The 12,392-nt window shown below is 69.6% G+C and carries 10 protein-coding genes and 2 tRNA genes; 4 read left to right on the top strand and 8 right to left on the bottom strand.

Annotation, left to right across the window (positions count from 1 at the left end):
• Window positions 1–36: 36 nt before the first annotated feature.
• Window positions 37–861, bottom strand: coding sequence for a helix-turn-helix transcriptional regulator (locus ACFXQA_RS12970; RefSeq protein ID WP_394520289.1), 825 nt, complete (start codon window positions 859–861; stop codon window positions 37–39).
• A gap of 100 nt (window positions 862–961) precedes the next feature.
• On the opposite strand from ACFXQA_RS12970, the gene hxlB reads away from it, so the two are divergent.
• On the top strand, window positions 962–1,540 hold the full coding sequence (gene hxlB / locus ACFXQA_RS12965) for a 6-phospho-3-hexuloisomerase (protein ID WP_394520288.1): 579 nt from the start codon (window positions 962–964) through the stop codon (window positions 1,538–1,540).
• Between the two features lie 40 nt (window positions 1,541–1,580).
• The gene (gene hxlA / locus ACFXQA_RS12960; protein ID WP_394520287.1) at window positions 1,581–2,207 is read left to right on the top strand and encodes a 3-hexulose-6-phosphate synthase; all 627 of its coding nucleotides are present in this window, start codon (window positions 1,581–1,583) and stop codon (window positions 2,205–2,207) included.
• A gap of 89 nt (window positions 2,208–2,296) precedes the next feature.
• Here the strand turns inward: hxlA and ACFXQA_RS12955 are convergent, their stop codons facing one another.
• The 6 genes from ACFXQA_RS12955 to serS all read right to left on the bottom strand — a co-directional run bounded on the left by ACFXQA_RS12955 (window position 2,297) and on the right by serS (window position 7,312).
• On the bottom strand, window positions 2,297–3,190 hold the full coding sequence (locus tag ACFXQA_RS12955) for a DUF808 domain-containing protein (protein ID WP_394520286.1): 894 nt from the start codon (window positions 3,188–3,190) through the stop codon (window positions 2,297–2,299).
• A gap of 122 nt (window positions 3,191–3,312) precedes the next feature.
• Window positions 3,313–3,404 (bottom strand) — tRNA-Ser (locus ACFXQA_RS12950).
• A gap of 199 nt (window positions 3,405–3,603) precedes the next feature.
• Window positions 3,604–4,875: an LCP family protein gene (locus ACFXQA_RS12945; protein WP_394520285.1), complete on the bottom strand. Its 1,272-nt coding sequence runs from the start codon at window positions 4,873–4,875 to the stop codon at window positions 3,604–3,606.
• 64 nt (window positions 4,876–4,939) lie between these two features.
• A tRNA-Ser gene (locus ACFXQA_RS12940) sits at window positions 4,940–5,024 on the bottom strand.
• 123 nt (window positions 5,025–5,147) lie between these two features.
• Window positions 5,148–5,939 carry an HAD family hydrolase gene (locus ACFXQA_RS12935; protein WP_394520394.1) on the bottom strand — a complete coding sequence of 264 codons (792 nt, stop codon included), beginning with the start codon at window positions 5,937–5,939 and terminating at the stop codon, window positions 5,148–5,150.
• A gap of 92 nt (window positions 5,940–6,031) precedes the next feature.
• Complete coding sequence (gene serS / locus ACFXQA_RS12930) at window positions 6,032–7,312, bottom strand: serine--tRNA ligase (RefSeq protein ID WP_394520284.1); 1,281 nt, start codon at window positions 7,310–7,312, stop codon at window positions 6,032–6,034.
• A 96-nt stretch (window positions 7,313–7,408) separates the two neighbouring features.
• On the opposite strand from serS, the gene ACFXQA_RS12925 reads away from it, so the two are divergent.
• Both ACFXQA_RS12925 and ACFXQA_RS12920 read left to right on the top strand, forming a co-directional pair.
• Window positions 7,409–8,629 carry a diacylglycerol/lipid kinase family protein gene (locus ACFXQA_RS12925; protein WP_394520283.1) on the top strand — a complete coding sequence of 407 codons (1,221 nt, stop codon included), beginning with the start codon at window positions 7,409–7,411 and terminating at the stop codon, window positions 8,627–8,629.
• A 314-nt stretch (window positions 8,630–8,943) separates the two neighbouring features.
• Window positions 8,944–10,314: a cryptochrome/photolyase family protein gene (locus ACFXQA_RS12920; RefSeq protein ID WP_394520282.1), complete on the top strand. Its 1,371-nt coding sequence runs from the start codon at window positions 8,944–8,946 to the stop codon at window positions 10,312–10,314.
• A 3-nt stretch (window positions 10,315–10,317) separates the two neighbouring features.
• Here ACFXQA_RS12920 and ACFXQA_RS12915 read toward each other — a convergent pair whose 3' ends face one another.
• Entirely contained in the window at window positions 10,318–12,318 is a 2,001-nt protein-coding gene (locus tag ACFXQA_RS12915; RefSeq protein ID WP_394520281.1) for an alpha-galactosidase, read from the bottom strand.
• Window positions 12,319–12,392 lie beyond the last annotated feature (74 nt).

Raw genomic sequence — 12,392 nt, 5'->3', positions numbered from 1 at the left:
GCCGTCCGACCCCGTGTGGACAGCCGTCCGTCTGCCTCAGCGCAGCAACGCGGCCAGCTCGGCGCGGTTTCGTGTCCCGGTCTTGCGCAACAGCTTCGAGACGTGGAACTTCACCGTGTGCGGGCTGATGCCCACCGTCTGTGCGATCTCGGCGTTTCGCGCACCGGCGGCGACCTCGCGCAGCACTTCGCGCTCGCGGTCGCTGAGCGTCGTGAGGTCGTCGACGGGCGAGGGCACCGGCGCCGGATCGAGCGGGATCGAGATCTCGACGTCGGTTCCCCACCCGGGGGTGGACGCGACGTGCATGTGCCCATCCAGAGCCGAGACGTGCTCGGCGATCGGGCGTAGCGCGTCGTCGTGGGCGCGCAACTGGCCGTCGCCATCGTCGCGGATGCCGATGAGGAGATTGAGCCCGTCGCAGTCCCACTGGATGCGTACCCGCTTCGCCGCGGCGTCTCCGATCGAGGCGAGGACGGCGTTGCGCACGATGGCTCGCGCCGCCTGCGCGACGTCGCCCGGGAGCGCGCGGCCGTTCGCGGGCGGTTCGATGAACTGCACATCGAGGTCGCCGAACCGCACGAGCGGGCGCAGGTCGCTCTTCACGCGCGCGAAGGCGCCCACCACCGGCTCGAGCAGGTCGTGCTGACGTTCGTCCGCGGCGGTGCGCAGCTGGACGAGGGCGTTGGCGGCGACGTCGATCGCCGCGTGGCGGGCGGCCCGATCATCGAGTCGCGGCGAACGCAACGCCGCGAGCAACGCTTCCAACGTCACCGCATGCCGATCGGATTGCTCGGCGAGGGCGCGGGCGCGATCGGACACACGGGCGCGGGTGTCGACCGGAGAGGGCGGATGCTGAGGCACCGGCCTCACACTACCCGCGCGGCTAGCGCTACCCGAACGGCTAGTAGGTCTCGCCGTTCAGCGGGGGGCGCCAGCGCGGGCACACGCGGAGGATCGAAGCGTGACTCCGACTCCTGAATCCTTGGACGCGACCCTGCGGCAGCTCGACGACGAGGTGTCGCGCACCCTCGGCCTCCTCGCCGAAACCCAGCAGGATCAGCTCGCCGCGATGGTCGACGCGATCGCCGCGGCTGACCGCGTCTTCGTCTTCGGCGCCGGCCGATCAGGCCTGGCGTTGCGGATGACCGCGATGCGCCTCATGCATCTCGGCAAGACCGTCTTCGTGGTCGGCGACACCACGACCCCCGCCATCGAGACCGGCGATCTCCTGTTGACCGCGAGCGGATCGGGCACGACCGCCGGCATCGTCCGCGCCGCGACGACCACGCGCGAGGTCGGTGGCACCGTCGTCGCGATCACGACCGCCCCCGACTCGCCGCTGGCGGCCGCCGCCGACGTGGCCGTGATCGCTCCGGCGGCAGACAAGCTCGATCGCTCGGGCGCAGCATCCGCGCAATACGCCGGCGGCCTGTTCGAGCAGATCGTCGTCCTCCTGGGCGATTCCCTCTTCCACGTGCTGTGGAAGCGGAGCGGGCAGAGCGCCGACGACATGTGGCCCCGCCACGCCAACCTCGAATGACCCTGGAGCCTTCCCGGCCCCGCCCAACGAAAGCAGGAACATGAAGATCCAGTTCGCCATGGACACCCTCACCACTGAGGCCGCTCTCGAACTCGCCGCAGCAGCGGCCGACTCGGTCGACATCCTCGAGCTCGGCACTCCGCTGATCAAGAGCGCAGGCCTCTCGGTCGTCACCGCGATGAAAGAAGCTCACCCCGACAAGATCGTGTTCGCCGACATGAAGACGATGGATGCGGGCGAGCTCGAGGCCGATATCGCCTTCGCCGCCGGCGCCGACCTCGTCACGGTGCTCGGCGTCGCCGATGACAGCACCATCGTCGGAGCCGTCAAGGCCGCCACGAAGCACGGCAAGGGCATCGTGGTCGACCTCATCGGCGTCGCAGACAAGGCCGCTCGCGCCAAAGAGGTCGTCGCCCTCGGCGCCGAATTCGTCGAGATGCACTCGGGCCTCGACGAGCAGGCTCAGGAGGGCTACACCCTCGACGGTCTGCTGACCGCAGGTCGCGCCTCGGGCGTGCCCTTCTCGGTCGCGGGCGGCGTGAACGTCGACTCGATCGCCGCCGTTCAGGCCTCCGGAGCGCAGATCGCCGTCGCCGGCGGTGCCATCTACGGTGCCGACGACGTCTCGGCGGCCGCAGCGGCGCTCAGGGCCGCCGTCACCGCCTGAGTCATCGCGTGAGAAAGCCCTGATCCGCACTGCGGGTCAGGGCTTTCTCCGTGTTTCCTGGGTGCACGCCCGGGTCGGCGAGTCAGACGTCAGTGCGCGGCGTCGACGGGCTGCTTGCGCGAGACGACACGCGAGATGCCCATGACGATGGCGACGATGATGAGTCCGAGCGCGAGGCCGAAGACGGCCGACATCGCCGTGTCGACGATCCAGATGATGACGGGCCCCGCCGCTTCGATGGTGTGCGTGACGGCGTGGACGACATCGTACGGACCCGCCCAGAACGTCTCATGGAGGTTCTCGATCACGAGGTGGCCTCCGACCCACAGCATCGCGACCGTGCCGACGATGCTGATGACCCGGAAGACGGCCGGCATGGCCGCGACGATGCGCGCACCGGTGCGTCGAATCTGCCGCGCCGGGCTCTTCATGAGTCGCAGGCCGACGTCGTCGATCTTCACGAGCAGGGCGACGGCGCCGTAGACGAGCGTCGTCATTGCCAGGCCGATGACGGCCAGCGCACCGAGCGTCATCCAGATGCCGAAGTCGGGATCGAGGCTCGCGAGGGCGATGAGCATGATCTCGGTGCTGAGGATCAGGTCGGTACGGACCGCGCCGAGAACGAGCTTCTTCTCGTCACGAGGACCGTCGTCGGCCTTCTCGTGGTGCACACCGAACCACTCGAGAACCTTCTCGGCGCCCTCGAAGCACAAGAAGCCGCCACCGATGATGAGCAGGAATGGCAGCACCCACGGCGCGAAGGCCGACAGGAGCAGCGCGATCGGGATGATGATGACGAACTTGTTGACGAGACTGCCGAGGGCGATCTTCCAGACGACCGGCAGCTCGCGAGCCGGTGTGATCCCCTGCACGTACTGGGGCGTCACCGCGGCGTCGTCGATGACGACCCCCGCGGTCTTCGCGCTGGCCTTGAGAGCCGCGGTCAAGATGTCGTCAACGACGGCGAGCAGTCCGACTGACATTGTGCGTTCTCCCTGTCATGCGAGCTCTCTTCGCTCGCTCACACTGCACCGGCCACCGGCCGACCAGATCCCACCATGCCATGAACAACTGAACGCAAGAAGGCGTCGAAACAGCCGAAGAATGGCGGAGACGGAGAGATTTGAACTCTCGGTCCCCGTAAGGGGACTCCACCTTAGCAGGGTGGTGCACTAGGCCGGACTATGCGACGTCTCCAGGCATCCGACGTCGAAACGACGGACGCGCTCACCCATCCTAACCGGTACCGCCGGTCTGCTCGAACCCGCGCTTTCGGGTGGGGGGCAGCATCCGGTCACCGGTTTCGGAGGAGAATTCACGTTCGGAGGAGCGGATGCTGCGCACCAGCCCTCCGAAACTGATTTCGCCTCCGCAACCGCCGCCGCGGCGGCGCGACTCAGCCGATGCCGGTCAGGTTGCCGTTCGAGCAGGTCTCTTGCGCCGCCGTCACGCCCGAGATCGACTCGGGGAGGGCGACGGCGGTTTCAGAAGGTGCGGGAGTCTCGGTCGCGGCTTCGGTAGGGGCAGGCGCGGCTTCGGTCGGCGCGTCGGTGGGTTCCACCAGCACGACGCCGTCGCCCTGGCTCGCATCGCCCGTGAGCTCCAGCGGCTGGTTCGACTCGAGGGCGGCCCACAGCGCCGCCGCGGCCGTCTTGTTGGGCACCACCCGGTTCGCGTCGGCGGGGTCGGCGAGGGTCGGGTACTGGATGAACGTGATCTCGTCGAACGGCACGTCTTTCACGGCGAGCCCGATCTGCGCGAGCGTCAGCGGATTGGTGAGCGACGTCGACGGATCGATGCTGCTGAGCGCGGTCGACGCGAGCTTGTAGAGGGTCGCCGGGTTCGAGAGCACCTGCTCACTCACGAGCTTCTTCACCAGCCGCGACATGTACTGCTGCTGGTTCGAAATGCGGCCGAGGTCTCCCCCGTCGCCGACACCGTGCCGGGTACGCAGGAACTGCAGTGCCTCGACGCCCTGGATGGTGTGCATCCCGGGAGTGAGGTCGAGACCGGTGTAACGGTCGCGAATGCCGCCGGAGACGCACACGTCGACACCGCCGACCGCGTTGGTGATCTCGATGACGCCGCCCCAGGTCACGGTCGCGGCGAACGGGATGTTCTGCCCGCTCAGCTCCGACACGGTCTTCACCGTGCACGAGAGGCCGCCGTAGGTGAACGTCGAGTTGATCTGCTGCTTGCTCATCGCCGACGTGGTGGTGCCGTGTTCGTCGGTGCATGAGGGGATCGGCACCATCAGGTCGCGCGGAAACGAGATGACCGTAACGCGTCGCGGCTCGTCCGAGATGTGGACGAGCATGTTGACGTCGTTGAGTTCGCCGCCCGCGTCGGGGCCGGTGCACCGATCGCCGAAGATGTCGGCGTACTCGGGCTCGCACTTGTCGGTGCCGGCGATGAAGAGGTTCACGCCGCCCTCGATCGCGCCGATGTCGGGCGGTGCCGCTTCTTGGCCCTCGAGCTCAGTGGCGTCTGCGGTGAAGTTCGACGTGAGGTCGTAGAGCACGAAACCGCCGACGCCGAGGCCCGCGACGAGCACGACCGCCATGGCCACGCCGAGCATCTTCATCAGCTGCGCGAACGGGTGCGGCGACGTGAGGCGTCCGTGACGTGCCACCGGGCGGCGGCCACGGGGGGCTTTGATCGAACTCACTCGGATCCTCTCGGGCGGGTCAGGCCCGCCGACCCCAGGTGCGGCGGAGAGTGCATCAGCTGTGCGGAGGGTGTGGGATTCGAACCCACGGGACATCTCTGCCCACTGGTTTTCAAGACCAGGTCCATCGGCCGCTCGGACAACCCTCCCGATGACGTGCCCAACAGCACACGACGATCGAGGAGTCTACCCGAGTCCCTGCGGGCCATTGTGGCCAACGCGTCTGGACAAGCCCTGATAGACACGCCAAACGAGCGGGTGCTGCGTCGGCCCTACAGGGTGCGCAGGATCGCGGCGACGCCGCCCTCACTGACCGAGAGGCCGACTTCGCTCGCGGCCTCGTGCACTTCGGCCGGCCCCTGCTGCATGGCGATGGCCCGACCGCCCTGCTTGACCGCCCACTGCATCATTCCGATGTCGTTGCGTCCGTCACCCATGACGAGGACGTGCTCGGGCTCGATGTCGAGCCACCCGCGCACGAGTTCGAGGGCGGTGGACTTGTCGACGCCCATCGGGGCGATGTCGAGCCAGGCGGTCCAGCCGATCGCGTACGAGACCTGGTTCAGCCCGATACGGGCGACGAGGTCGACGAAGTCTTCGTCGGTCTTGCCGGGTGAGACCACCACCACGCGGCAGACCGGCTGGTGGGTGAGTTCTTCGAAGCTGACGTGGCCGGCGCCCCGGAGGTTCCAGTCCTCGAGGTACTCGGTGTACAGCCGCGAGCCGTCGGGCAGCTCGACCATGTACCGCGCGTCGGTCAGGTGCTCCCGCAACAACGACAACACCTCTGACGCGTCGAACGTCTCGGTGTGCGCGCGCTCGTACCCCGCAGCCGTGCCCTCGCCGACACGCTTCATGACGATGGCGCCGTTCGAGCAGACCGCGTACTCGGGCCAGATGCCCAGGCGGTCCATGATCGTATGGGTGCTGTCCCAGCTGCGACCCGTGGCGAGCATCACCTCGTGTCCGCGCTCCCGCGCGTATTCGACCGCCTCCACGACGCCCGGCGAGAGCGACTCGTCTTCGAGGATGACCGTTCCGTCGACGTCGAGCGCGATCAGCATCCGCTCGACGAGGCCGTCTTCTGCGAGGTCTTCGACGAGCTCGGCGGCGTCTTCCTGCTGCACGACGTCGACGCTGCCCGTTTCTGGGAGGGTCACGCGACCGGCTCGATCACTTCGAGGCCGCCGAGGTAGGGGCGGAGCACTTCGGGCACGGCCACCGTTCCGTCGGCACGCTGGTGCGTCTCCAGCAGCGCGACGATCCACCGGGTGGTGGCCAGGGTGCCGTTCAGCGTGGCGACCGGCTGCGTCTTGCCGGTGCCGCCGTCTTCGACCGACGACCGGTACCGGGTGTTGAGGCGTCGCGCCTGGTACGTCGTGCAGTTCGAGGTCGAGGTGAGCTCGCGGTAGGCGTCCTGCGTCGGCACCCACGCCTCGATGTCGTACTTGCGCGCCGCGCTCGAACCGAGGTCGCCGGCGGCCACGTCGATCACGCGGTACGCGAGCCCGAGGTCTTGCAGCATCCGCTCCTGCATCTCGACGAGGCGCAGGTGCTCGGCCTCGGCTTTCTCGGGCTCGGTGTAGACGAACATCTCGAGCTTGTTGAACTGGTGCACGCGGATGATGCCGCGCGTGTCTTTGCCGTACGACCCCGCCTCGCGGCGGTAGCAGGTCGACCAGCCGGCGTAGCGCTTGGGTCCGCGCTCGAAGTCGAGGATCTCGTCCATGTGGTACCCGGCGAGGGGAACCTCGCTGGTGCCGACGAGGTAGAGGTCGTCTTCGGCGAGGTGGTAGACCTCGTCGTTGTGCTGCCCGAGGAACCCGGTGCCGCGCATGACCTCCGGACGCACGAGCGTCGGCGGGATCATCGGGGTGAAGCCGGCGGTGAGCGCACGATCGAGGGCGAGGGTCATGAGCGCGAGCTCGAGACGCGCGCCGATGCCTGTGAGGAAGTAGAAGCGGCTGCCCGAGACCTTCGTGCCTCGCTCCATGTCGATGGCGCCGAGCTTCTCACCGAGGGCGAGGTGGTCGAGCGGCTCGAAGTCGTAGGTCGGCACGTCGCCGTGGGTGCGCAGCGTCACGAAGTTGGCCTCGCCTCCCGCGGGCACGCCGTCGATGACGATGTTCTCGATCTTCGACAGGGCCAGATCCGCGGATGCTTCGGCCTCGGTCACCGCGTGCTGCGCCGCCTTCACGCGCTCGCTGAGCTCCTTGGCCTCGGCCACGAGGGCGGCCTTCTCCTCTTTCGGCGCCTGGGCGACGCGCTTGCCGTGCGCGTTCTGGGCCGCGCGCAGTTCTTCGAAGGTCGTGATCGCGGCACGGCGCGATCGGTCGGCCGCCAGGGCGTCGTCGACGCTCTCGGCAGACTCCCCTCGGGCGATCTGGGAGCGCTTGACGAGCTCAGGATCCTCACGAAGCAGGGTCACGTCGATCACGCGATCAGTCTAGAGTCCGCGGGCGGCCCCCTCGCCGCCGGTCGGCGCGTGGGGCCACCGACGGGGTTCCGTTTGAGCCCCCCTATGGTGGTAGCCATGCCCGCCGCACCCCTCGATCCGCCCGCCGACCACGAGAGCGCCGCGCACGGATCCGAAGGGGCTCCCGGACCGCGGGGCGCCGACACCGACGCGCCCGATCCCCTCGAGGCCGCGGCGCCGGACGACGTCATCCGCCAGTCCGACGACGTCGCACCCGACAGCGCGGCCGCGCCCCGAGGCGAAGCCCGCCGCGTCGACGCGGACGGCGAGACGACGTCGATGGCCGCCCCCGAGCGCACCGGAAAGCGCGCGGCCCTCGTCTACAACCCCACCAAGGTGGTGCCGGCGACACTTCGCTCCCGCGTCTCGCGGCTGTCGGCCGAGGCGGGGTGGGATGCCCCGCTCTTCTTCGAGACGACCGTCGACGACCTCGGCGGTGACGCCACCCGCGGCGCAGTCGTCGGCGGGGTCGACGCGATCCTCGTCGCGGGCGGCGACGGCACCGTACGCGCGGTCGCCGAAGCCCTCACCGACACGGGTATGCCCCTGTCGATCGTGCCGAGCGGAACCGGCAACCTGCTGGCCCGAAACCTCAACCTGCCGCTCGCCGACCCCGACGCGATGATCCGGGCCACGTTCCACGGCGACATCCACTCCACCGACGCGGGGGTCGCGCGCCTGCGCCGCCCCGACGGCAGCACCGAAGAGCACGGCTTCGTGGTGATGGCGGGCATGGGGCTCGACGCGGCCATGATCGCGAACACGAGCGCCCAGTTGAAGAGGACCGTCGGCTGGGTCGCGTACGTCGACGGTGCCGCGCGATCGCTGGTGAACGCCAAGCCGTTCCGCATCATGTACCAGCTCGACGACCACCGCCTGCACGGCGCCAAGATCCAGAGCATCCTGTTCGCCAACTGCGGCACGCTGCCGGCGGGGATCGAGCTCATCCCGGGCGCCTCGATCGGGGACGGCCTCATGGACGTCGCGATCATCCAGCCCACCGGCCCCTTCGGCTGGCTGGGCGTCTGGCGGAAGGTCGCGTGGGACAACTCCGTCCTCCGCCGCTTCCGCGCCGGCCGACGCGTGCTCGAGCGACGCGGCCGCGACACCTCGGTGCGCTACCTGCGCGGCCGCGAGATCGAGACGGCGACGATGCCCGCGCAGCCCGTCGAGCTCGACGGCGACGAATTCGGCGAGGCCACCCGCATCCACTGCCGCATCGTGGCGGGCGGCCTGAAGATCGTCGTGCCGAAGGGCCACGACACCTCGAAGCTGTAGAGGACCCCGCCCGGGTACCCGCCATGTCCCGAATTCCGCAAGAATTCCGCCCTAATGTTGCGGAAAGTGGGACACACCCCAGGCCATGTCCCGAATTCCGCAACGATTCCACCCCAGAGTTGCGGAAAGTGGGACATGCTTCAGGCCATGTCCCGAATTCGGCAAGGATCCCGCCTCCGGGTTGCGGAAAGTGGGACACGCCCGGGGTTGGGCGACTTCGGCGAGTTCCCAGAGCACGACCCGACCAGCACGGCGCAGCGGCTCCGGGTGTCAAGCCCGCGAACGCGGCAGATCCGGGTCGATAACGTGGCGGGATGGTGAGTCCCTCGATCGTCTGGTTCCGCGACGACCTGAGGATCGCCGACAACCCGGCTCTGCGCGCGGCGATCGACCGCGGCGAGCCGATCATCGGCCTCTACGTGCTCGAGGGCGACGCCGACGGCATGCGGGCGCTCGGAGGTGCGGCGCAGTGGTGGCTGCACGGCAGTCTGACCTCTCTGGGCGAGCGCCTGCGCGAACGGGGTGGCGCACTCCTCCTTCGACGGGGCCGCGCCGCCGACGTCGTGCCGGCGGTGGTGGCGGATGCTGCGGCGGGCGCCGTCTTCTGGAACCGCCGTTACGGCGGAGCCGAGCGGGAGATCGACGCGGGCCTCAAGTCCGCCCTCCGCGAGGACGACGTCGAGGTCGCCTCGTTCGCCGCGTCGCTCCTCTTCGAGCCCTGGACGGTCCAGACCGGATCGGGCACCCCGTTCTCGGTCTTCACGCCCTTCTGGCGCGCCTGCCAGAACATGCCCGCACCGCGCGCGCCCCTGCCGGAGCCGCGCGAGATCTCCTCGCCGAAGACCCTGCCCGACTCCGACGACCTCGACGCGTGGGAGCTGCTGCCCACGAAGCCCGACTGGGCCGGCGGTTTGCGCGACGCCTGGGAGCCCGGAGAACCGGCCGCACTCCGGCGGCTGAAGGGCTTCCTCGACGAGGATCTCGGCGACTACGACCGTTCGCGTGACGAGCCGGCCGGCGAGTCGACCTCCCACTTGTCGCCTCACCTCCGATGGGGCGAGGTCAGCCCGTACCAGGTCTGGCACGAAACAGTGAAGCACCGCGGCACGGGTGCGCACGCAGCATCCGCCTCCCGCTTCCTCTCCGAGGTCGGCTGGCGCGAGTTCGCCGCCCATACGCTCTACCACTTCCCCGAGCTGGCGACGAAGAACCTGCGGAGCGCCTTCGACGCGTTCCCCTGGCCCGATCTCGATCGAGAGCACCTCGCGGCGTGGCAGCAGGGGCGCACCGGCGTCGCTCTCGTCGACGCCGGTATGCGCGAACTCTGGCACTCCGGAGCCATGCACAACCGCGTGCGCATGGTGACGGCGTCGTACCTCATCAAGAACCTGCTCATCGACTGGCGCGAGGGCGAACGATGGTTCTGGGACACCCTCGTCGACGCCGACGGCGCGAGCAATCCGTTCAACTGGCAGTGGGTCGCAGGATCGGGGGCGGATGCTGCGCCCTACTTCCGCATCTTCAATCCCGAGCTGCAGCGCCAGAAGTTCGACAAGCACGACGAGTACGTGCGGCGCTGGGCTCCGGAATACCTCGACGGTGACGCGCCGAAACCGCTGGTCGACCTGGGCGACTCGCGTCGGCAGGCCCTCGCCGCCTACGAAGAGGTCAAGCGCGCGCGCTGAGGCTCACTCGGCGACGAGCGAGAGCACGAGCGCGTTGCCGGGAAGCAGCAGTGGCATCGGCAGCCCGACGCCCGAGAGCACGGCGCCGGAGAGCACGGCGCCCTCGGCCAGCCACGGCGGCGGCGCATCCTGCAGGACCAGCGGGGCAGCACCCAGATCGATGGCCTCGACGCGGTAGCGCAGTGCCGGGTCGAGGCCCGGGAGCACGAACCGCGGCGGGAGCGCTGCGTGAGCGCCGTCCGTCACGACGTACGCCGCGACCGCCTCCCGCGCGTCGAGCGAGACGACGCCGTGCACCAGCACGCCGGGCTCGGGCATGTCGGCGCGCACCGTGCGACCCGAGTGGAGTAACCCGCGATACTGCCGGTAGCGGTCGGCCCAGGTGCGTACCGCAGCGAGCTCGGCTTCGGTCGCGCGCGTGAGATCCCACTCGATGCCCGCGCTCGCGAAGAGCGCCGTGGCGAGGCGGAACGACAGCGAAGACGCTCGACCCGTCGTGTGCGCGTGCGCGTCGCCCAGATGCGAGCCGACGTACTCGGGCGGCACGAGCACCCCGGTCCACCGCTGCACGGCCTGCCGCTCGAGCGGGTCGTTCGTGTCGCTCGCCCAGACCCGATCGGTTCGACGGAGCATCTCGAGATCGATGCGCGCCCCGCCCGACGCGCACGACTCGATCTCGACGCCCGGGTGCGCCGCACGGAGGTCGTCGATGAGCGCATACACCGCGACGACCTGGGCGTGGGAGTCCTCGACGAGGAGGTCGCGGTTGTGGTCCCACTTGAGGAAGGCGATCGGATGCTGGGTCAGCAGCGCATCGAGGCGCTCGAAGAGGTAGGCGCGCACGGCCGGCTGCGAGAGGTCGAGCACGTGCTGCCAGCGCCACGTCACGCCGTCGGCGGGAGTCAGCATCCATTCCGGGTGCTGGCGTGCGAGGTCGGAGTCGAGGCTGACCATCTCGGGCTCGACCCACAGGCCGAACTCCATGCCTGCCGACCTCACGCGCTCTATGAGCGGGGTGAGGTCGTCGGGCCAGGTGCGGAGGTCGACGGTCCAGTCGCCGAGGGCGCGGCGGTCGTCGGTGCGACCGCGGAACCAGCCGTCGTCGAGGACGAAACGCTCGACGCCGACCTCGGCGGCGCGGTCGATCAGCGGGGTGAGCCGCTCGAGGGACTGGTCGAAGTAGACCGCCTCCCACGTGTTGAGGGTGAGCGGACGGGCCTTTCGGATCGTCGACCACGAGCGAACCCAGGGGTGGAGGCGATCCGAGACGCCGTCGAGTCCGTCGCCCGACCACGCACCGACGACGGTCGGCGTCGTGTAGCTCTCGCCCGGCGCCAGCTCGACGAGCCCGAGACGCTCGCCGCCGCCGATGACGGTGCGGCCGAGGGCCGTGCGCTCGAACCACGAAGCGGTGTCGCCGCTCCACGCGACGTGGGTCGCCCAGACCTCGCCCGAGCGGAAGCCGAAGTCGGGCGTGCCCGCGGCGAAGAGAAAGGCGTCGTCGTGGCCGCCCCGGCCGTGGCGCGACTCGCGCAGCCAGGTGCCGTGCCCGGGGCGTAGGCGCTGCGGCCAACGTTCGCGCGCCCATCGACCGGTGAAGTCGAGCACCTCGACCGTGCGGTCAGGAAGCGGGAGCACGACACCGGCCGACGTGAGCGGCAGGACAGAAGAGCCGTCGTTGCGCAGCTCATGCCGCACCAGGAGGACTCCCTCGGGGGTCAGCACGAGGGAGGAGGTGATGGTGGCGTCGCCCGCTCGGGAGCTGATCTCGAGGCGAGAGCCGTCGCGCCGGACAGAGAGAAGGTGTGCGCGAGCGCCGGAGCGGGGCAGGCCCAGCGCGGGGCGTCCCGACCAGCCGTCGGCGAGCGCGGGAAGCAGGCTCAGCCGCAGCGGAGTGTCGATCGAACTCGGCCCGACGGCGGGGACGAGCGCGTCGGCCAGCGAGACCAGCTCGTCTTGCGAGAGGTCGCCGAGGTCGGAACCCCAGTGGAGGAGACAAGGCACCCCCGTGGTGGGGGGAGGGGGGGGGGGGGGGGGGGGGAGGGGAAGGGGGGGGGGGGGGGAGAAGGGGCTTCCTT

It is taken from the genome of Microbacterium shimangi (assembly GCF_043556445.1).
Lineage (GTDB): Bacteria > Actinomycetota > Actinomycetes > Actinomycetales > Microbacteriaceae > Microbacterium.
Note: the sequence above shows the minus strand (reverse complement) of the source record. Positions and strands in the feature narration are given on the sequence as shown.

Excerpts from the sequence above, each read along its gene's own strand:
- hxlA (WP_394520287.1), top strand. The coding sequence starts at position 1,581 with ATGAAGATCCAGTTCGCCATGGACACCCTCACCACTGAGGCCGCTCTC.
- ACFXQA_RS12955 (WP_394520286.1), bottom strand. The coding sequence starts at position 3,190 with ATGTCAGTCGGACTGCTCGCCGTCGTTGACGACATCTTGACCGCGGCT.
- ACFXQA_RS12935 (WP_394520394.1), bottom strand. The coding sequence starts at position 5,939 with ATGCTGATCGCGCTCGACGTCGACGGAACGGTCATCCTCGAAGACGAG.
- ACFXQA_RS12925 (WP_394520283.1), top strand. The coding sequence starts at position 7,409 with ATGCCCGCCGCACCCCTCGATCCGCCCGCCGACCACGAGAGCGCCGCG.
- ACFXQA_RS12920 (WP_394520282.1), top strand. The coding sequence starts at position 8,944 with ATGGTGAGTCCCTCGATCGTCTGGTTCCGCGACGACCTGAGGATCGCC.